This window comes from Neptuniibacter sp. QD57_21, from assembly GCF_047778075.1.
GTDB lineage: Bacteria > Pseudomonadota > Gammaproteobacteria > Pseudomonadales > Balneatricaceae > Neptuniibacter.
In genome coordinates, this window is sequence record NZ_CP180549.1 from 1,299,641 (window position 1) to 1,320,911 (window position 21,271).

A 21,271-nucleotide genomic window follows, 5' to 3' on the forward strand; every position below is an offset into this window, starting at 1 on the left:
AGCTGTTTTTCTAGCTTTTGAATTTATATAAAAAAACCGGAGTTCTAACTCCGGTTGTTTTGTATGAGCTGAAGTGATCAGAACCACTCATCCTTACGCTTTTTACGTTTAGGGAAGTAAGGAAGGATCAAGCCGAGGAATACACCACCTAGCGCTACTAGGCCGCCGTGTGTAAACCAGCGCATCAGATTGCTCTCATCGCTTGATTCGATCTTAAAGTTCAGATCTTTAATTGATGCTTTTAACTGTTCAACTTCTGCAGTCAGCGTTTGATTGTCTTTCTTGAGCGCAGCAGATTCTTGCTGAAGCATTTCGATCTGTTGAGCTTGCTCTGTCACTGTTGTTTGGCTTTTCTCTAAGCTGCTTTGAAGCTTAGGCAAGCGCACTGACATACTATCGCCAGAATCAATCGCAGAAGGTTCTACCCAACCAATACGGCCCTGAGGCATACGGATCTGAGCGTATTTAGTTTTAGGGTCTCGTTTTAAGATAGTGACAGGGGAGCCACTTTTGATACGAGTAATGATTCGATACTCATTACTTGGGCCGTTATGTACGTAGACCATTGCATCGTCTGCAATATGACCTTTTTCTGCTTGTGCAGATACCGAAAATAGTAGGAGAGAAGTCAGTAATAACTTTTTCATTGATACATTTGTTTGAACGCTAGAATTTGGCATATTGTACGGATTAAACTGGTTGCTTAACAGGTTGTTTTTGGGGTTATTCTGATTTCATTTTTCTAATTTAGAATAAATGGTGCAGAATACCCAGAAGCGAGACAGCCTCAGCAGCCTGTTTGGCTGTTGTTCAGATTCGTTTTGATTAAATTCGTTCACTTTTTTTAAGATCTTTCTCAGGGGAACCTTAATGGATAACTTCTTTGATGCTTACGTATTTCCATGGATTGTGGATATTGCGCTTGCACTGGCTATTTTCTTCATTGGTCGTTGGGTCGTAAAGCAGGTAACCAAACTGCTTGAGCGCGTACTACGCAAAGCCAAAGTTGAAGACATGTTGGTAAACTTTGTCTCCTCAATTGCGAATGTAGCGTTACTACTGATCGTAATTGTTGCCTCTCTAAACCAGTTAGGTGTTGATACAACATCGCTAATCGCACTCTTGGGTGCTGCTGGTCTAGCGATCGGTCTATCTCTACAGGATTCCCTGAAGAACTTTGCGGCAGGCGTAATGCTTGTTATCTTCAAGCCATTCCGTGAAGGTGACTTCGTTGAAGCGGCGGGTGTTGCAGGTGTTGTTGAGCATATTCAGATCTTCAACACAATCATGCGTACTGGCGATAATCGCGAAGTAATCATTCCTAACGGTGCAATTTACAGCGGTGTAATCACAAACTACTCTGCTCGCGATACGCGTCGTGTAGATATGGTGTTTGGTATTGGTTACGACGATGATCTGCGTAAAGCGAAAGAGATCTTGAACGAGATCATCGCTGCAGATGAGCGTATTTTGAAAGATCCTGCGCCAGTTGTTGCTGTATCTGAGCTAGCTGATAGCAGCGTGAACTTTGTTGTCCGCCCTTGGGTTAACTCTGCTGATTATTGGGCAGTGCTATGGGATACAACTGAAACTGTGAAACTACGTTTTGACGAGGAAGGCATCAGCATTCCTTTCCCTCAGATGGATGTACATCTTCACAAAGAAGAGCAAGCGTAAGCTTCTATTTTATCCTTCTCAAAAATGGCCTGATTTATCAGGCTATTTTTTTATCTATCTTTCTATTCCTTCTAGTTTGTAGCTTTATTCAGACTGCTCCGTTTCTGAAGAGTAACCACCGTCTGATCTATCTCTTAGTATCTTCTTAAGCTCGTTTCTTAATTGAGCATTATCCTGTTTAGACTTTTGCGCCTCGAGACGATATTTAAAGATCTCTTCGTAACGCGCTTCCAACTTCACTTCCATATTGCTGATTGTTTTTTGCTGCGTTGCGAGCTGATCTTCCAAGTCATCGATCTGGGTTTGTAGGTCTTCGATTAAGCCATAACCGGAGTGACTGTCGTCGCTACCAGCAGCGCTTTCTTTCTCGGTCGATTGTAGCTCTGTAACTATATGGCTATAGAGCGCTTTAAGGTCTGCTTCTTCTCTGCTGTTATAGCGGATTGTATTCTCTATTGCTTTATGGGCACTTGCAGCGCCTATAGAACCGGCTAGGACGTGCTCTACCATACGATGGAACTCTACCAGCTCAATAATGGTAATTTGCAGCTTATCAATAACCTGAAGGTCTTCAGCGATAGTACGGACCTCTTTCTCGGCTTTATCTTCATGGAGATAGTTTGAAAGTAAACTATGCGCCTCTTCAAGTTTAGGTTGAAGCGAGATATAAGCATCTAATCCCGTTGGCCTTGCTCGACGAGAATGGGAGGCGTTCATCGCACTGATAAATTCAGTGGTTAGATTCCTTTCGCTTTTATTTGGACTGAAGATTATCGATCCAATAATGTAGCTGCCAATATTAAAAATAAGTGACCAGAACACTGCATGGCTCACAGGGTGTAGCCCGTCTAAGCCAAACAAAGCTTCTGGGCGCAGCGCAGTAATATTCCATGGCCCTTGAACTAACAGTGCCTCCGTAAACCAACCATGTTTGATGAAGGTTGGAATAAGTAGGCAGTAGGTCCAGATAATAAAACCGGTGAGTAGCCCTAAGAAGGCGCCAAGGCTATTACCTTTCTTCCAGAACATGCCACCAAACAAAGCTGGCGCAAACTGCAGAACTGCCACGAAAGAGAGAAGGCCGATAGCTGCAAGAATGTAGGAATCTGCAAACTCTTTGGCAAACCAGAGGCTGCCCAGAAGAATCAAAGACACCATCACCCAGCGAAGCTGAAGAAGGTAGCTACGTAACGGTTGTAGCGCTGGGATTCTTTCTAAGGTCGGCAAAATAAGATGGTTAGATGCCATGGTTGAAAGCGTCATCGTTGTGATGATGATCATGCCCGTCGCTGCAGAAAAACCACCTATAAAGGCTAAGATTGTCAGGCTTTCACTGCCGGCTTGTTGCGGCAAAAGAAGTACGAAGAAGTCTGCGTTTTCGGCGGGCATCCCCATTAATAATCCAGCTGCTGCGATAGGTACGACAAAGATATTGATACCTATCATATAAGCAGGGAAGAGCCACATAGCGGTTTTAATATGGTTTTTATTAGAGTTCTCAACCACTGAAACGTGGAACTGGCGAGGAAGCGTATGAATCGCTGCGAAGCTTAAGATCAGAAGAGTGATCCACATTACACCGCTATTTTCGCCATGGTTCAGGCTTACTAGGTGCTCTAAACCAGCGGTTTGTATGCGGCTATATATATCGCCAAAGCCATCAAACAGCGTGTACGTTACAAAGAAACCAACAGCAATAAAAGCAATAATCTTAACGATACATTCTGCGACTAGCGCTGCGATCATACCTTGATGGCGTTCAGTTGGATCTAAACGTCTGACACCAAAAATAATGGTGAAACAGATCATAAATATGGTCACCATCCATCCCGATAGATCAAATGCTGAGCCTGTCTGTGGGGTATCGGTAATGATTGAGAAAGAGCTGATAATCGCTTTTAGCTGGAGGGATATATAAGGCACTATGCCGATTAAAGCGATGATAGTGACGAGGGCTGCGATTTTCTGAGAGCGGTTATAACGGGTGGATATAAAGTCGGCAATACTGGTAATGCGGAAGGTTTCTTTGGCTTGTACCATCCGTCTGAGCGAATACCACCAGAAACAGATACCAATTAATGCCCCTCCGTAGATACTGAAAAAGAGCAGCCCCGAATTTGAAGCAAACCCAACACTGCCATAGAAGGTCCAAGAGGTATGGTAAACCGCTAGCGAGAGGGCATAAATCCAGGGATTTCCTGCACTCTGCTCACCCTTATTTTTAATCCTCTTTTCTACCAGCTGAGCGATGGCAAATAGGATGCCCATGTAAACGGTTACGTACAGAATAACTGACAGCGGTGTGAACATAATATCCAGCTTATTCCTAGGGGTTAGATTCTTATCTTAAACCCTATAGATGCTTCGCTGAAAGGTGTCAAAGGAAATAACTTACTGATACCTAATCAAAAAGCTCAAATTCAACAATAAAATATAGGGCTGTTGTGTAGGTTTATAAGAAAAAGCTGTTATTTGCTGGAGGGTGAATCTTGCTCGGTGTGATGGTCACAGCAGTTTTTAGGCATGGGTACAGGGTCATAACCGCCGTTGTTGTACGGGTGGCATTTGCTAAGTCGTTTTAAGCCTAGCCATACGCCTTTAAAAGGCCCGTGGAGTTTAATCGCCTCAATCATGTAGCTTGAGCAGGTTGGATGAAAACGACAACGAGGGCCTATAACAGGGCTGATAAGGTATCGGTAGATATTTACCAATCCAATTAGTAGTGAGCTAAGGCAGCGCTGTAAGAAGGAAAGCATTAGGCGATACGTTATTTTGAAGTCGTTTTCTGAAAAAAATACCGGGTAAGAAATGGCTTACCCGGTTATATATCCGGGGAGGATTAAAACAATATGTGATCTTTAGCACCACTAAAAAATGAAAAGAGGTTAAAAATCACAGACAGCTAATTATAAGGATTCTAATGTAGATTAAAAGTTAAACAGTAGTTCTCATCTGGTTTTTAAGCCTTCCCACATGAATCAGCGTATGCAGGAAGGCCTAAAGAGCGAGTTTGTTGATGGAATTAGAGATGTTCTTCAGCATATTCAGCCAGTCTTGAGCGGAATATACCTTCTAGATGGACATTCGCAGCCCCTTCGTAATCTTTAAAGCGTTCGACTAGATAGGTTAAGCCGGAAGTGAGTGGTGTTAGATAATTTGAGTCAATCTGCGCGAGGTTACCCAAACAGATGATTTTCGAGCCCTTACCGCAACGGGTTACGATGGTTTTTAGCTGCGATGGAGTGAGATTTTGCGCTTCATCTAAAAGTACAATTGCTTCTTGAATGCTGCGGCCGCGGATAAAGTTTAGCGATTTAAATTGAATATTCGCTTTCTCAATTGCGTATTTCACGCTGCTTTGTGGGCGTTCATCGTGCTCGTGCATCGCCTCCAAGTTATCTTGAATCGCACTTAGCCAAGGGGTCATTTTCTCCTCTTCAGTACCCGGTAAAAAGCCAATGTCTTCGGCAACAGGCGGGGTGGAGCGAGTCACAATGATTTTGTTGTAGCGCTGCTGTTCAATCACCATCTCTAAAGCGCAGGCTAGAGCTATCAATGTTTTACCAGAACCTGCTGCACCATTGAGAATGACAAGATCCAGATCAGGGTCTAGGACTGCATCCATAGCAAATGCTTGGAATACGTTAATCGGTTCAATGCCCCAGCAGTTCTGTTGCATTAAACGATCGACACCTAAGTCCCTTAAGGTAATTTGACCATCGCGGACTGAAGATACACGTGCGGCAAACTCCTCAGAATCATCGTAGATATATTCGCAAGGGTAAGTTTCAGGTAGCACCGATTGGGCAAACTGATGATAAGTGTGGCTGCCTTCTTGGTAGCTTTTAATATCGTCGACGCGCTCCCAAAAGTTGCCTTCCATATTGCTATGCCCGGCGGGTAGAAGCTCAATGTCGGAAACCAGCTGATCGGTACGATAATCTTCAACCCGTTTTAGCCCCGCACCTAAGGCTTTTAAGCGCATATTAATATCTTTGGTGACTAAGATAATATCGCGGTGAGGGTTGGTCGCTTGGAGATGAAGTGCGCAGTTTATGATCTGATTATCTTTATTGGAATTCTGTGGCAAAAAACCTTGGCGAGCTGTTAACTCATGATCGGGAAAGATACTGAGTTGGCCTAATTTCTTTTCACTGTTTGCAGCGGTTATCGGGATAAATATATCGACCCCTTTGGTGATTGCCGCTGCATCATCAGCATGACTAAGAATGTCGTCTATGGCCCGTATTGCGGCCCTAGCTTCTTGAGATACATTTTTCTTTCGGTCCTTAATGTCATCTAACTCTTCTAAAACAGTCATCGGAATAGTGATGTCCTGTTCTTTAAATTCATACAGACACTTAGGATCATGAAGAAGTACGTTGGTGTCGAGTATATAGAGTTTAGAGGCAGTCATAGCCGGTTCCTTATATAGCCGAAGGGAAGATGTGAGCTAATGAAATTATAAAAATTAGAAAGTTCGAACTGATCAAAGATTGAGTGTGTTTGGGGCTTTTTAAATTCGTTATGGAGAGGCCGATAGCGTCCAGAGCTTTGAAGGCGCTTAGCTACTTCAAGCACAGCAGAGTACACTGCTGACTTAGAGATAGGCTCTGTAGGTTTCAGAGTCGTAATGATTATTCTGTAACTGACGTACTGTGAAATATGATCCACCACGAAGTCTCAGATAATTGCTGAATACTAAGCTAAGACAAATTTGAATCTGAATTAGCACAGCTATTACTATGTAAGATAGCTTAGTAATACATAGGTTCCAGTTGAATGACAAGTGACAAATTTGCTTTGAAGGATTTTAAAGATGGCAATTAATTCTATTGTGGTATTAACCGGTGCAGGAATATCCGCTGAATCCGGCATTAGAACATTTCGTGCTGAAGATGGTTTGTGGGAAGACCATAAAGTAGAGGATGTTGCTACCCCAGAAGCTTTTGTGCGTGATCCGCAGCTTGTTCATCGTTTTTATAACCAACGTAGAGAGCAATTGCTTTCGGAACCAGTGAAACCTAATGCCGCTCATATCGCTTTAGCTGAGTTAGAAAAGGCGTTTCCTGGACAGTTTATGTTAGTGACACAGAATATCGATAACCTGCATGAGAGGGCGGGGAGTCAGAACTTGTTACATATGCATGGTGAGTTGTTAAAGATGCGTTGCAGTGATTCTGGTCAGGTTTATAAAGAAACGGGGCAAACTGAACCAAGTGATCGTTGTGACTGTTGTGATCTATCGGGCACATTGAGACCGGATATTGTCTGGTTTGGTGAAATGCCCATGTATATGGATGAGATCTATTCTGCCCTAGAGGACTGTGATCTTTTTATATCGATTGGTACTTCAGGCCATGTTTATCCCGCTGCGGGGTTTGTTGAAGTGGCGGGAAGGTCTTCGGCACTGACAGTGGAGCTGAATCTGGAACCATCAAGGGTAGAGTCAGCTTTCGATCACCGGATTTATGGTCCCGCGAGTGAAGTAGTGCCTGAATTTGTGGCGGATATTATCAAGCAGCTTTGAAATATTTGATTGATTTATAAGTGGATTTTTTGATTTTTGCCAGATGCTGTCTATAGTTTCTTAAGGAACTTCACTGAGTTGTCGGCTGTCTAAAAATTTGCTGTTTGTGAATCTTACCTCAATCTTTAAGTCTCTTTTTTAATTCGTGTATTCACAAAATCTTAACAGCAGACGTTTAAGACTAGGAACATTGTCGCCGTCGTTTAATCAGAAGAACGAAAGTGATGTTCAGCCGAAAAGTTATTTTGGGATCGGCTAAACAGGATTTATTTAGCTCGATCCATGGAGGTGGTCATTATGATGACAGAGCAATACGTTACGACCAGTATTACCCCCTTAGAAAGCCTTAATTCTCTTTCTCCTTATGAAGTGGACCAGTTGCAGGATGCCAGTCAGGGTGGTTTGTTTCGCTTATTTCGCCAATGCTCTTTGGCGGTTTTGAATAGTGGTAGTGAATTAGATAGTACTAAGCTGGTTTTGGATAAGTATGCAAAATTTGATATCAAAATCAGTCAAAAGCATCGAAGTGTTCAGCTTGAATTGGTGAATGCGCCCGCCACGGCCTTCGTGAATGGTGAGATTATCACGGGTATTCGTGAACACCTATTCTCTGTTTTACGTGACTTACTTTATGTCGGTACAGAGTTAGATCATCGTTGCTCCGGCCTTACTGAATCGGAAGCGACCACGAATATGGTCTTTCATATTCTGCGCCATGCTGGTGCGATTCGTCCACATGTAAAACCAGATCTTGTTGTCTGCTGGGGTGGTCATTCCATTAATCGTATTGAGTACGATTACACCAAAAAAGTAGGCTATGAAATGGGCCTACGTGGACTTAATATCTGTACTGGCTGTGGCCCAGGAGCGATGAAAGGTCCGATGAAAGGGGCGACGATCTCCCACGCCAAACAACGTCAAAAAGAGGGGCGTTACGTCGGTATTTCAGAACCCGGTATTATTGCGGCTGAAAGCCCAAATCCGATCGTAAATGAACTCATTATCATGCCGGATATTGAAAAGCGTTTAGAAGCTTTTGTTCGTTTAGGTCATGGTATTGTTGTCTTCCCAGGCGGCGCAGGTACCGCGGAGGAGATTCTATATATCCTGGGCATTTTGCTTCATGAGAAAAATCACAGCTTACCGTTCCCTCTTGTGTTAACAGGACCTGCAGGCAGTGAAGAGTATTTTGAAACTGTAGATAATTTTATCCGCTCTACATTGGGTGATGATGCTGCTAGCAAATATCAGATCATTGTTGATGACCCCCATGAAGTAGCCGAAGTGATGCGTGAAGGATTAGAACAGGTAACCCGCTATCGTAAGGCGACCAGTGAATCTTTCCATTACAACTGGCAGATGCATATTCCGGAATCTTTCCAACAGCCTTTCGAGCCCAACCATGAAAATATGGCGAGCTTAAAGCTAATAAAAGATCAGACCGATTTTGAGTTAGCGGCTAATCTGCGTTGTGCCTTATCGGGTATTGTTGCGGGTAATGTTAAAGAACCAGGAATTAGAGCAATTGAAGAGTTTGGTGCATTCGAAATCTGCGGTGAACCAGCAATTATGGCATCTATGGACAAGTTATTAGGTTCTTTTGTAGAACAGAGACGAATGAAAATTAACTATAAAGAATACCAACCTTGCTATCGCCTGAAGCATGATGCTGAGGTAGTAGAAGAGGTTTAGGTTTTTTTAAGGGGAATTGTTGATTGTGGTGAGCAGACGAGGTTCCTACCCCTAGATTTAGCTTGGTAAAGGGCCGAATCTGCTGCCAAAAATAGCTCTGATTGATTCTGACCATGTTCTGGATAAGACGCTATACCAAAACTACCTGTGATTGTTATCTTATGTTTTGCATAGTTTAAGACTTGTTGTGACATGAGTTGCCTTAGTTTCTCTGCCAGAGATTCAGCTTCATTCAGACTGGTATTAGCAAAGATCAGTGCAAATTCTTCACCTCCCCATCGGAATAAGAAGTCGGTACTTCGTATATTGTTGGCTATAGTGCGAGAGGTTTCTTTTAAAACAAAGTCTCCAGCTAAGTGACCATATTGATCATTAACGGCTTTGAAATAATCAAAATCAAATAAGCAGAGGCTTAACGAGTTTTGGTGGCGCTCGGCAAAGTCTAACTGTATATCGAAGATACGTTTAAACTCTCGGCGGTTGCGGAGTTTGGTCAGTTCATCGTAGGCAGCTAGTTCAAGAAGCTTAAATTCTTGCTGCTTATAATCGGTTACATCTTTAACCATACCTGTAACCCTAATGGGCTTCCCACAGGAGGAGCGTAAAGATATGCAGCCTAAATCATGGACCCAAATATAGTGGCCATTACGGTTGCTCATACGATAAGTCGCTTCATAACGCTCCCTTTTACCTTGGATATGTTCTTCTAACGACTGTAAGACCATGGGTAAGTCTTCAGGGTGAACATTGTTTTTCCAAGTATCAACAACCGGTTGCATCTCTTCTGGACCATAGCCCAGCATCTTTTTTAGCTGAGGGCTAAAATAAACGTGATCACTGCTGATCTCCCAGTCCCAGAGTCCATCTGTGCAAGCATTTACTGCAAACCATATCTGTTCTGAGCGCTCTTGAGTTTCTGCTTCTATAGCACGTCGTGCACTGATATCTCGTGCTACGGAGAGAAAATACTCTTTACCTTGGTGTTCAATGAGGGAAGTGTTTACTTCGACAGGGAGTTCGGTACCGTCTTTTCGGATATGGCTACCGATAAAAGTGAATTTCTTATTTTGGCGGATAACATCGGCTATTTTTAACCAGTGCTCATGGCAATGAACATCTTTTTGTAACGAGAGGACCGAATGGTGCAAAACTTCCTTTTGCTCCATTTGTAGATCTTCATAACCAGCCCTGTTTACCCAAATAATGTTTGAGCTTTCGGGGTCGATCAAATAAACAGCATCCATCATGCTTTCACGAATAACTTCAAGTAGAGGAATATCTATTGAAGCTTCGCTAGTTTGAGTAGCCATAGCATCCAGCATATAAATAATGATCTGCTTAATTAAGAAATTAAGCTGAAGGTTGAATGCAGTGTACTCCTTTAGAAGGGGGTAGGGGAACCTTTTGGTTCCTTAAGTACTGATCTAAAGTAGCTTTTTTAGAGCTTTTTACTTAAAAGTGTTCTATTCCCCCCGGATGCGGTTGTGTTCCGTGTAATGGTTTTTTCACATACGAAACGTTTTAAGTAGTTTGGCCCCCCAGCTTTAGGGCCTGTTCCTGATAATCCCATACCGCCAAAGGGCTGGCTACCAACGATAGCCCCGATTTGATCACGATTAATATAGATGTTGCCTACTAGGGCTTGTGTGGTTATTTGCTCTATAAAGAGATCGTTTCTGGAATGAACACCGAGCGTCAGACCAAATCCGCTACGATTAATGTCATAAATAACCCTTTCCAAGTTATGTTTCTGGTAGCGAATAATGTGCAGAATTGGGCCGAAAACTTCTCCCGTTAGTTCATCCATGGAGTTTAGCCGGATTAGAGTAGGCGGTACAAAACAGCCTTGGTTGTGTTGGTCTGAAAGTTCTAGTTCAAACAGCAATTTATCTTGTAAACGGCACCGTTCAATATGTTCATAGAGCCTTTGCATGGAATTTTGATTAATGACCGGACCTAAGTCAGTTGCCAACTCTTCGGGGCTACCAATTTTTAGGGTTTGCATGGCCCCGATGAGTTTCTCCTCGATTACCTCAGCGATCTCTTCCTGTACGTACAAAACGCGTAATGCAGAGCATCTTTGCCCCGCACTGTTAAACGCAGAATGAATGGCATCTAGCACTACCTGTTCAATCAGGGCGCTACTATCAGCGATCATGGCATTTAAACCGCCAGTTTCTGCGACAAAGGGAATAATAGAGCCATCATGGCGATTGGCTAATTGTTTGTTAATTGTGCTGGCTGCTTGAGTTGATCCTGTAAACGTAACACCGGCAATGCGTGAATCAGTTAGCAAGGCTTCAGAATGTTCAGCGCCAGCATAAGGTATCAATTGTAAACAATATTCAGGTAAGCCAGCTGCGTACCATAGTTCGGTGGCTTTAAATGCCGTTAATCCACTATTTGATGATGGTTTGGCCAGTACTGTATTCCCGCAAACGAGTGCTGCAGCGATCTGACCGGTAAAAATGGCCAATGGGAAATTCCAAGGGCTAATGCAAAGGAACACTCCATGCCCTTGGTAGTGCAGCGTGTTTTCTTCACCTGTTACGGATGGAAGGTGCTGAGGCAATAGTTGTTTTTCAGCAAGCGCAGCGTAATAGAAACAAAAGTCGATAGCTTCCCTTACTTCGGCTAAAGCGTCTTGTAGCGTTTTACCTGTTTCTAGGATACAGAGGGAAACCAACTCAGCTTTATTTTGTTCAAGTAAACGTGCGTAATTCATTAAGATTTTGCATCGCACGGAGACATCCTGATCGCGCCATTCTGGAAAGAACTGTTCAGCGATGCTAATAGCTTGTTTTATCTGGGTTTTATCTACGGTACTTTGATAGCCAACAATTTTATCTAAACGATAATTAGCATGGACAGGTTGTAGATTAAGACCATCCGTAACCTCACCGGCGATGATTGGTTGGCAGTACCATTTCTTTTGTCCGTAATACTCAATAATGCTTCGCCACTGTTGCCAGCAATCTAAGCTCCCCAAGGGCTCACCTGCCGAATTTTCTCTTTGTTTTTCGAAAACCTGGCTGGGTAGAGGTAGCTCGTAAGAGGTGCTCTGCATACTTTTCAGCGGTGATTCGACTATTTCCTCAGTACTGACATTAGGATCGTGTAACTGGAAAACAAATGAGGAATTAGCACCATTTTCCAGTAAACGCCTAACTAAGTAGGGCAGTAGGTTGTTCTGATTGCCAACAGGGGCATAAATCCGACAGTTATGATCCGTTTCTGATAGAACTTGTTGATAGAGAGGATCGGCCATGCCATGTAAGCGCTGAAATTCGAATGTTTTCTCTGTAGGAATCTCTATTATCTGAGCAATAGTAAGTGCATTGTGAGTCGCAAACTGCGGACTTAATAATCCAGATTGATGGGATAAAAGAAACTTAGCACAGGTCAGGTAGGAGAGATCCGTTGCGGCTTTGTGGGTGAACACCGGGTAGCTCGTGAGACCATTTTGTTGGCTGTGTTTTATTTCGCTGTCCCAATAAGCACCTTTAACTAATCTGATGGGGATTGGTGTTTCACAATCAGAAGCAATGAGCGAAAGCCACCTAAGTGTCGGTAAAGCGCGTTTACTATAGGCTTGAACAGCTAATCCCAACTTACCCCAGCCAAGACACAGTTCACTTCGTAGCAGTTGTTCGAAAATTAATAGAGTAATTTCTAAGCGTTCAGACTCCTCAGCATCGATTGTTATGGCAACATCAAGGTTGCGTGCGGTAACAAGGAGCTGGAATAACTTATGCATCAACTGCTTTTGTAATTGGTCAAAATGGCTATTTTCAAGACGAGGGTGTAAGGCAGAGAGTTTGATTGAGATGCTGGTATTGCCCTCTGGATTTTCTTGGCCAGCGGTCTGAATGGCTTCTAGATAAGCTTCAAAATAGGTTTGAGCATCTTGATCACAAACAGCGGCTTCACCCAACATGTCAAATGAGAAGAACGTTTTTTGATTGTAATCACATCTGAGTTCTAGGGCGGTATTTATATCTTCAGCAAATACAAATTGCTTACCTATTTGGGATACTGCAATTGCAAGGGCTTGGTGTACGACTGAGTTACCTAAGCGTTGCCAAACATTGTTTAAAATACTATCCGCAGAATGTTCTTTGCTTATAAGCTTTTGACTTAGGGCTATGCCCCAAAAGGTGCCGTTTTCAAGGAAAGTGGAATGCGCTTTTAAGAACTTTGCGGGCTCGAGTGCAAGAGAATCCAGTTTATCGTAAATAAGTGCTTGAGCAGTCTCTGTATCAGGTATCCGTAACAGCGCTTCAGCTAGGGCAAGTAAAGCAATGCCTTCATCACTTTCTAATCCGAATTCTGACATGAGCGTGTTCACTGAAAACAGTGGACTATCTAGATTACGAATTGTGTTGACCCAATCGGTTGCCTTAGATTTTGCTTTAGAAGAGTTTGGTGTGACTTCCAGCAGTTGATCGCATAGAGATGTTTCATCATGACAGTAATAGTCAGTGATGGTACGCCATAATGTATCTTGATCGGCGGGGGAGATCTCTGCAGATAAAAGCTGGCTTACTGGTAGCATCTAACAAATCCATTTTTTAAGACAGTTTAGTTGATCATCTGTGTAGGTGTCGGGATTATCAAGAAAGATCTTAGTCTTCGGGCAAATATCCCTAAATTGCTTGGGAATTAAAGAGTTATAGGTTGTTATTTGTATAAAAAGTGTTCTCTTGTTTCTTGTGGGCCAGCTACTTTTAACTGAGTAAGAGGTGTTTTTTTGATTCTCATGCATACTTAGTGAAACAGGATTAAGGAAGATAATTGGATGGGAATAATTCATATCTTGCTGTTGGTACTTTCTGCATTATTAGCTATCGCTCTTATCAAACCCATTGCTTCCCTTATGAAGTTGCCCTTTGCTTTGTTGTTGGTTGTATTTGGATTTATAGGGTCTGAGTTAATTACAACGTTAGGTATTGATACTGGACTACGTTGGGAGCAATTCCACTATTTGGTCTTTTATCTTCTGCTACCTGCTTTGCTCTTCGAATCTACTTTGCGTATTGATATTAAAAATTTGCTAAAGAATCTTGCTGCTATTTTACTGTTATCAATCCCTTTAATGCTTTTTGCGACAACGATTAGTGCCGGGTTCCTCTACTGGGGAATCGGTTATCCTGCCTATTTTACTCTTATCACAGCGCTACTGACGGGTGCGATATTGTCAGCTACTGATCCAGCAACTGTTATCAGTTTGTTAAAGCAGGTCGGTGCTTCTGATCGACTGGTGACGCTTCTAGAAGGGGAGAGTTTATTTAACGATGCCTTAGCTATTTTGCTGTTCGGCATTTTAAGCAGTTTGCTCCTAATGCCGGGTAATGAGATTAGCTTTGCTTATTCGCTTGGTGAATTCTTGAAAATTTTTCTGGGTGGTCTTGCCGTGGGTGGAGGAACACTACTGATCTTTGGAGGCCTGTTTTTAATAATTTCCAATCAGTTCAGTCGAATAATATTAACAATATGTGCCGCTTATGGCGGTTACCTGATCGCTGAGTACTTTTTACATCTTTCAGGCGTAATGAGTGTTTTAGTAACAGGGCTTGGCTTTGGTGAGTTGATACGTAGAAAAGGAGCTGCATATGAAACGCAGTTTTTGTTCGCTTTCTGGGAATTCAATAACCATCTTGCTAGTGCCCTAATTTTTGTTCTTCTAGGTGTCACGGTTACTTGGGGGATGTTTGAGCAGCAATGGCTAGCTATGTTGATCGGTATTGGAGCGGTGCTGTTGGCACGAGCCTTAGGGTTATTGTTTATAGCGCCAGTCATAAATCTATTACCTAAGATGGAAATAGATTGGCGTGATCAGCTGATTTTGTATTGGGGCAGTATGCGAGGCGCTGTTGCTATTGCATTGGCTTTATCGTTACCTCTTGAAATCGATGCTTGGTTTACTATTCAATCTATAGCATACGGTGTTGTTTTGTTCTCGTTAGGTATACAAGCAACTACGACACCCTTACTTATAAATAAGTTAGATAAAAGGATGTAATAATGCGTTGTCATGAGGTTGATTACGAAATTATTGGTGAATCTCTTCAAATTGTTGAGGTGGAGTTAGACCCTGGTGAAAAGGTGATTGCTGAAGCCGGCATGATGAATTACATGGAAGAGGGGATCAATTTTGAAACCAAAATGGGCGATGGATCAGAGCCTGATCAAGGTTTAATGGGTAAACTCTTTTCTGCTGGTAAGCGCATGGTTATGGGTGAATCCGTTTTTATGACTCATTTCGGTAACGAGGGTAGTGGTAAGAGACGTGTCGCTTTTGCTGCGCCTTATCCTGGTAGCATTGTGCCCTTAAATTTGGCGGATTATGGTGAAAAAGTTATCTGTCAGAAAGACGCTTTTTTGTGCGCAGCCTTGGGCACCAAAGTGGAAATTGCGTTTTCTAAGAAAATTGGCGCGGGTTTCTTTGGTGGTGAAGGTTTTATCCTGCAGAGACTTGAAGGCGATGGTATGGCTTTTGTGCAGGCAGGTGGCACGGTTGTGCGTAAAGAGTTAAATGATGAAACCCTAAGGGTCGATACGGGTTGCCTAGTCGGTTTTACTGAAGGAATTGAATACGATATTGAAATGGTCAAAGGGTTGAAATCAATGATCTTTGGCGGTGAGGGACTTTGGCTTGCCACGCTGAAAGGGACAGGCGGTGTTTGGGTTCAAAGCCTACCGTTCTCACGCCTTGCTGATCGATTAATTGCATCAGCGCCATCATCTGGTGGTAGTGATAAGGGTGAAGGTTCGGTTTTAGGTGGTATTGGCCGAATGTTGGATGGAGATTAAGATCGTATTACACAATAGGATAATTCCCTTTATTATCTGTGGCTTTCGCCTGTAATGACTATGACAATGGATGTAAAAATAGGTATATTTAGTGCCTTGATTTTACCCATCTCAAGTCGTTACAGGTGTTATCTTGAGAAATAAACTGGTTATAACCCTGACTACTGTCTATGGTTCTCGCCAATATACGTTTAACCAAGTAGCAAAGTACCTTTTGTTGGCATTTCTGATTTTGTCAGCTATTAGCTTTTTTGTTTCAAATGCTCTGCTGGTGGTTAAAACTGATTACCTGTCTGATCTGGAAGAGGATCATCAGGAACTTAGCGAAAACTATGAACTGATGGTAGGGTCGCAGCAACTTTATATAGAAGAATTAAAAGAGCTCAGTTTATCGCTAAGCTCTTTGAAAGATGAGCGTGATAAGTTAGAAGAGGAGAATATTCGTATTGGAGAGTTGAACTCCTCGTTGGATAACTCTTTGTATGGGCTGGAAAACCTATTAGGTTTGGACACAGCTGAAAAAATTGACCCTTTTCGAGCTGAGCAGCTGACTATCGAAGCTAACAAACGTTTATTCTTTTTACATAGTATTCCAAATGGTGTGCCAATTCAGGCGATCCGAGTCACGGATAAATTCGGATCACGCTTTCATCCGGTACGAAAAAGACGGGTGATGCACAATGGCATAGATTTTAAAGCGAACAAAGGCACGCCAGTATATGCAACTGCAGACGGTATCGTTGAATTTGCAGCTTATAACAAATCTTTTGGTAAGTTGATTAAAGTTCAACATAACTTTGGATTTAAAACGTACTTTGCGCATCTGGACGCAATAAAAGTAAAAACTGGAGAATTTGTCAGTAAGGGACAGCTGATAGGATTAAGTGGTAATACGGGTATGTCTACTGGGCCACATCTACATTATGAGATTCGCCACATGTATACAGCAATAGACCCCGAACCTTTCCTCTCCTGGGACATAACAAATTTTGACTCTTTGTTTACAAAGGTTAAGGGAGTTAAATGGGCATCCTTAAAAGAAATGTATCCGCTAAACCAGCACAGTCAGCCATTACAATAATTGCTGAAGGCAATAAGTTCTGCGGAGATATGAGCATCGTTGGGAAAATGCACATCGATGGCATGTTCGAAGGCAATGTGAGTTCTCTAGATAACATCTCTATTGGTAAATCTGGTCATGTTCGTGGGCTAATCAAAGCGCGCGGTGTAGACGTGTGTGGTCTACTTGAAGGTGAAGTTATTTGTGATGAGCTTCATATAGATTCAGGTGGACAAGTTAGAGCTACAGTCGAAAGCAAACAGATGTCTATTCATCCAGATGGTTGTTTTGTCGGCGAGCGTCGAATGAAAGAAACCTCTGCGCTGATGGATGAAAGCAGTAAGATTGAATCGGGCTCTGATGCTATTGATTCCCTACCAGATAAAATTGTTCTGGAAGATAAATCTGAATAAGTCGGTCTGACCTCGTTGTCGTTGATTAAGGATTGTAGCGATGTGTGAATTGTTGGGTATGAGTGCCAATGTACCTACTGATATCTGCTTTTCCTTTGCCGGGCTGATGCAGCGTGGTGGGGGGACGGGGCCTCACAAAGATGGTTGGGGAATTGCTTTCTATGAGGGTAAAGGTGCGCGTTGCTTCCATGATCCCAACCCGAGTGTCGATTCTAAAATTGCTAGCCTAGTCAAAGAACACCCGATTAAAAGTCATGTGGTTATCAGTCACATTCGGCAAGCAAATGTAGGCAATATTTGCCTTGAAAATACTCATCCATTTCAAAGGGAACTTTGGGGCTTTACATGGACATTTGCGCACAATGGCCAGCTGGATAAAGCTCTGTTTGATAAGCCTCTTTCTTTTTATCACCCAGTGGGTACGACAGATAGTGAATATGCATTCTGTTGGTTATTGGGTGAAATCAGAAAAGCATTTCCTCAACGCCCTGAGTGTTTTGAAGAACTTTCTAAATTCATCAAGCAGCGTTGTGACCAGTTAAGAGAGTTAGGTGTATTCAATATGCTCCTAACAGAATCTACCCATCTATTTGCGTTCTGTGGCAGTAAATTGTCCTGGTTGACTCGTAAAGCACCTTTTGGCGAAGCGAGTCTTACAGACTGTGAAATGAAGGTGGACTTTGTTAAAGAAACGACACCTAAAGATATCGTCACGGTAATTGCGACAGTACCGTTAACGGATAATGAGGATTGGATTGCACTACAACCTGGAGAGTTGGTGACCTTTGTTGAAGGGCTGCCTCAATAGCGGATAGTTTGGCCTGAGTATAAGGAGCTTTTCAGGTGAGTGTGAAAAGAGATTCTCTCGAGCAATTGCAGCAGGATATCAGAAACGTCGGGAGTGTCACGGAGCTTCTAGATCGAGCTTGCAATAATTTCGCCTATAAAGATGCTTTCACCCATATGGGGGCAACTTTGACTTATGCTGAGCTAGATAATCTTGCTGATAAATTAGCAGCTTACCTACAAAACTGTACCTCTCTTCAACCTGGTGATCGGATTGGGATTCAGCTACCGAATACCTTGCAGTACCCAATCGCAGTGTTGGCTGCTCTAAGAGCAGGCTTAGTTATCGTAAACACTAATCCCCTTTATACCTCGGCTGAAACGTTACACCAATTCAATGATGCTGGTGTTAAAGGTGTCATTATTCTTGCTAATAGTGCCCACTTATTAGAAGAGGTTTTACCCCAATCAAATATTCATACGGTTATAGTCACAGAACTTGGTGATATCCATCCTTTGGTACGTCGTTTAATGATCAATTATTCGGCGAAATTTTTGCGTAAAATTGTTCCTAGATATCGATTAAAAGATGCGGTTGGTTTTCGAGAAGCGCTAACTAAAGGCGGACATTACACTTTAGAAACAGTGCAGCGAGATTCAGAGCAGCCTGTATTGATTCAATACACAGTGGGCACTACTGGGACGCCGAAAGGTGCCGTATTAAGTCATAGGAATTTGATTGCAAATGTGTTGCAGTTGAAACATCGCTTACCAGATACATTGAGAGCGGGTGAAGAGATTGCGATCGCACCTTTGCCGCTGTACCACATCTATGGTTTTCTACTTAACTGTTTGGTAATGCCAGTTTTGGGTGCCCAAGTGGTGTTAATTACGAATCCTCGTGATATTCAAGGGTTAGTTAATGAGCTAGGTCGATGGGATTTCACCGTATTCTCAGGCATAAATACTCTGTTTGTTTCACTTTGTCGTAATAGCTTGTTCAACCAACTGGATATGACCCGGCTAAAGTTGACACTTTCTGGAGGAATGGCGCTAACGCGCTCTGTAAGCGATGAGTGGGAAAGTGTAACAGGCTGCCAGATTATTCAGGGGTATGGTCTTACGGAGGCTTCTCCTGTTGTAGCCATTGAAGAGCCGCACAACTCTCGATATGGATCTGTAGGTAGGCCTTTACCGCTGACTGAGGTGCGTATCGTTGGGGAGCAAGGGGAAGATCTCTGCTCTGGCGAAACGGGAGAGCTCTATGTGCGTGGCCCTCAAGTGATGTCTGGGTATTGGCGAGATAACTCATTGATACCGGATTCAGAAGGTTGGTTGGCGACAGGTGATATTGCTCGAGTACTGGATGATGGCACCTTACGTATTGTTGATCGTAAGAAAGACATTATTAATATCTCTGGTTTTCCGGTCTATCCTAATGAGTTAGAAAACACTATTTCTAGCCATCCTGATGTTGTTGAATGTGCTGTTGTTGGTTTGCCCGATGAAATATGCGGTGAAGTCATTAAATTATTTGTGGTCACATCCAATCGACGTTTGTCTGTTAAACAAGTGCGAGAATATTGCCGCGAACGTTTAACCTCTTATAAAGTGCCTCGTTTAGTTGAATTCAGAACGCATCTTCCAAAGTCCAATGTGGGTAAGGTGTTAAGACGTTCGTTATTAGAAGAAGAAATAAATCGCCTGCAAAAAATACGTAAAAGAATTTAGCCAAGTTCATAGGCTATGCCCGTTTTTGTTGGCACAAATGAAGGTGAAGTATGGGACTTAGTTTGAGCGATTCAGGTTTGATACAAACCAAAGCTTTTATCAACGGTGAATGGGTAGCAAGCGATAGTGGAGCTGAATTCCCAATTTTTAACCCTGCTAATGGCGAAACCATTGCGCAAGTTACAAATGTTGGAGAGCAGGAAGCGAAGGATGCAATCGAGGCTGCTCAAGCATCGATGCAAGAGTGGAAAGTAAAGTCGCCTGCTGAACGTTCCAATGTGTTGCAACGCTGGCATGATCTTATTATTGATAATGCAGATGAACTCGCCTCAATATTAACGCTTGAACAAGGTAAACCACTTGCCGAAGCTAAGGGTGAGATACTTTATGGCGCTTCTTATCTGAAATGGTTTGCTGAAGAAGCTAAACGTATTTACGGTGATATTTTACCTTCCGCTCAAGATCGACGTAGTCTTGTTATTAAGCAACCAGTAGGTGTGGTTGCAGCAATAACACCATGGAATTTTCCTAATGCGATGATTACGCGTAAGGTCGCACCAGCGCTAGCCGCTGGTTGCTCTATTGTGCTCAAACCAGCACCAGAAACTCCTTTATCCGCATTGGCCTTAGCTGAGCTGGCCGATCGAGCAGGTGTTCCTGCTGGAGTATTTAATGTCTTGCCATGCCTAAATGCAGAAGAAGTTGGTAAGGTGTTTACAGATAGTACAATCGTGAAAAAACTTACCTTTACTGGATCCACACCCGTAGGAAAGCTCTTACTACGACAGTGCGCAGATACGGTTAAACGTACATCAATGGAGCTGGGTGGTAATGCGCCCGTAGTTGTCTTTGATGATGCTGATATTGACCTAGCGGTTGCTGGAGCAATTGCATCAAAATTCAGAAACTCGGGGCAGACCTGTATTTGTGCAAATCGTTTGTTGGTACAAGAAGGGATATATGATCGCTTCTTAGCTAAATTTATTGATGCCATCAAAGTGTTTCGTTTAGGGGATGGGTTTGATAAAAATACAACGCTAGGTCCAGTGATCACCGATAAAGCGTTGGCGGGAATTGATACTGTGGTGAAAGATGCCCTTGATCAGGGGGCTAGGTTAGTGACAGGTGGAAAATCTTCAGATCTTGATGGTTGGTTTTATGAACCTACAGTCTTAGCTGATGTAAAGCCTGATATGGATATCTTTAATAAAGAGATTTTTGGCCCAGTAGCTCCCGTAATTAAATTTAAAACGGATGCAGATGCTATTGCCATGGCTAATGACACTTCGTTTGGTCTGGCTTCATATATCTATACACAAGATATCTCGCGCATTTGGCAGGTTTCTGAAGCGCTAGAATACGGAATGGTTGGGGTTAATGAGACCGCTATTAGTTCTGAATTAATTCCTTTTGGGGGAGTGAAAGAATCAGGTCATGGTAGAGAGGGGTCTAAATATGGGTTGGATGATTATTTAGAAACAAAATATATCTGTATGGGCGGTTTAAACGCTTAGATTTTATTTGTCCTAATTACATGATAATAAGCTTGAATTATTGGCGTCTTAGTAG

Annotated in this window: 16 protein-coding genes; 10 read left to right on the top strand and 6 right to left on the bottom strand. The window is 42.7% G+C overall.

Annotated features, from left to right (window positions below):
- Nucleotides 1-77 precede the first annotated feature (77 nt).
- The gene (locus ACMXYS_RS05625) at nt 78-647 is read right to left on the bottom strand and encodes a TIGR04211 family SH3 domain-containing protein (protein ID WP_415881705.1); all 570 of its coding nucleotides are present in this window, start codon (nt 645-647) and stop codon (nt 78-80) included.
- A gap of 223 nt (nt 648-870) precedes the next feature.
- Between ACMXYS_RS05625 and ACMXYS_RS05630 the strand changes: the two genes are divergently transcribed.
- Nucleotides 871-1,677 carry a mechanosensitive ion channel family protein gene (locus ACMXYS_RS05630; protein ID WP_415897882.1) on the top strand — a complete coding sequence of 269 codons (807 nt, stop codon included), beginning with the start codon at nt 871-873 and terminating at the stop codon, nt 1,675-1,677.
- An 84-nt stretch (nt 1,678-1,761) separates the two neighbouring features.
- Here ACMXYS_RS05630 and ACMXYS_RS05635 read toward each other — a convergent pair whose 3' ends face one another.
- The 3 genes from ACMXYS_RS05635 to ACMXYS_RS05645 form a co-directional block, all read right to left on the bottom strand.
- A complete protein-coding gene (locus tag ACMXYS_RS05635) occupies nt 1,762-3,987 on the bottom strand; it encodes a hypothetical protein (RefSeq protein ID WP_415897883.1) in 2,226 nt (741 codons plus the stop codon).
- Between the two features lie 158 nt (nt 3,988-4,145).
- Nucleotides 4,146-4,433, bottom strand: coding sequence for a membrane protein insertion efficiency factor YidD (gene yidD, locus ACMXYS_RS05640; RefSeq protein ID WP_415897884.1), 288 nt, complete (start codon nt 4,431-4,433; stop codon nt 4,146-4,148).
- A 266-nt stretch (nt 4,434-4,699) separates the two neighbouring features.
- Entirely contained in the window at nt 4,700-6,094 is a 1,395-nt protein-coding gene (locus ACMXYS_RS05645; RefSeq protein ID WP_415881701.1) for a PhoH family protein, read from the bottom strand.
- Nucleotides 6,095-6,496: 402 nt separating this feature from the next.
- Between ACMXYS_RS05645 and cobB the strand changes: the two genes are divergently transcribed.
- Complete coding sequence (gene cobB / locus ACMXYS_RS05650; RefSeq protein ID WP_415881700.1) at nt 6,497-7,207, top strand: Sir2 family NAD+-dependent deacetylase; 711 nt, start codon at nt 6,497-6,499, stop codon at nt 7,205-7,207.
- 297 nt (nt 7,208-7,504) lie between these two features.
- Nucleotides 7,505-8,899, top strand: coding sequence for a nucleotide 5'-monophosphate nucleosidase PpnN (ppnN, locus tag ACMXYS_RS05655; RefSeq protein ID WP_415897885.1), 1,395 nt, complete (start codon nt 7,505-7,507; stop codon nt 8,897-8,899).
- Here the strand turns inward: ppnN and ACMXYS_RS05660 are convergent.
- Entirely contained in the window at nt 8,896-10,209 is a 1,314-nt protein-coding gene (locus ACMXYS_RS05660; protein WP_415881698.1) for a diguanylate cyclase, read from the bottom strand. The genes ppnN and ACMXYS_RS05660 overlap by 4 nt on opposite strands.
- A 128-nt stretch (nt 10,210-10,337) precedes the next feature.
- Nucleotides 10,338-13,454 carry a bifunctional proline dehydrogenase/L-glutamate gamma-semialdehyde dehydrogenase PutA gene (putA, locus tag ACMXYS_RS05665; protein WP_415897886.1) on the bottom strand — a complete coding sequence of 1,039 codons (3,117 nt, stop codon included), beginning with the start codon at nt 13,452-13,454 and terminating at the stop codon, nt 10,338-10,340.
- Nucleotides 13,455-13,775: 321 nt separating this feature from the next.
- Here putA and ACMXYS_RS05670 point away from each other — a divergent pair, with 321 nt between their 5' ends.
- The 7 genes from ACMXYS_RS05670 (at nt 13,776) to ACMXYS_RS05700 (ending at nt 21,216) form a co-directional block, all read left to right on the top strand.
- A complete protein-coding gene (locus tag ACMXYS_RS05670) occupies nt 13,776-14,921 on the top strand; it encodes a cation:proton antiporter (protein WP_415898232.1) in 1,146 nt (381 codons plus the stop codon).
- Between the two features lie 2 nt (nt 14,922-14,923).
- On the top strand, nt 14,924-15,712 hold the full coding sequence (locus tag ACMXYS_RS05675; RefSeq protein WP_415897887.1) for a TIGR00266 family protein: 789 nt from the start codon (nt 14,924-14,926) through the stop codon (nt 15,710-15,712).
- Nucleotides 15,713-15,845: 133 nt separating this feature from the next.
- Entirely contained in the window at nt 15,846-16,793 is a 948-nt protein-coding gene (locus ACMXYS_RS05680) for a M23 family metallopeptidase (RefSeq protein ID WP_415881694.1), read from the top strand.
- Nucleotides 16,736-17,185: a bactofilin family protein gene (locus ACMXYS_RS05685; RefSeq protein WP_415881693.1), complete on the top strand. Its 450-nt coding sequence runs from the start codon at nt 16,736-16,738 to the stop codon at nt 17,183-17,185. Before ACMXYS_RS05680 ends, ACMXYS_RS05685 begins: the two co-directional genes overlap by 58 nt.
- Before the next feature lie 40 nt (nt 17,186-17,225).
- Complete coding sequence (locus ACMXYS_RS05690) at nt 17,226-17,993, top strand: class II glutamine amidotransferase (RefSeq protein ID WP_415881692.1); 768 nt, start codon at nt 17,226-17,228, stop codon at nt 17,991-17,993.
- A 35-nt stretch (nt 17,994-18,028) separates the two neighbouring features.
- Entirely contained in the window at nt 18,029-19,702 is a 1,674-nt protein-coding gene (locus tag ACMXYS_RS05695) for an AMP-binding protein (RefSeq protein WP_415897888.1), read from the top strand.
- 50 nt (nt 19,703-19,752) lie between these two features.
- The gene (locus ACMXYS_RS05700; protein WP_415897889.1) at nt 19,753-21,216 is read left to right on the top strand and encodes an NAD-dependent succinate-semialdehyde dehydrogenase; all 1,464 of its coding nucleotides are present in this window, start codon (nt 19,753-19,755) and stop codon (nt 21,214-21,216) included.
- Nucleotides 21,217-21,271 lie beyond the last annotated feature (55 nt).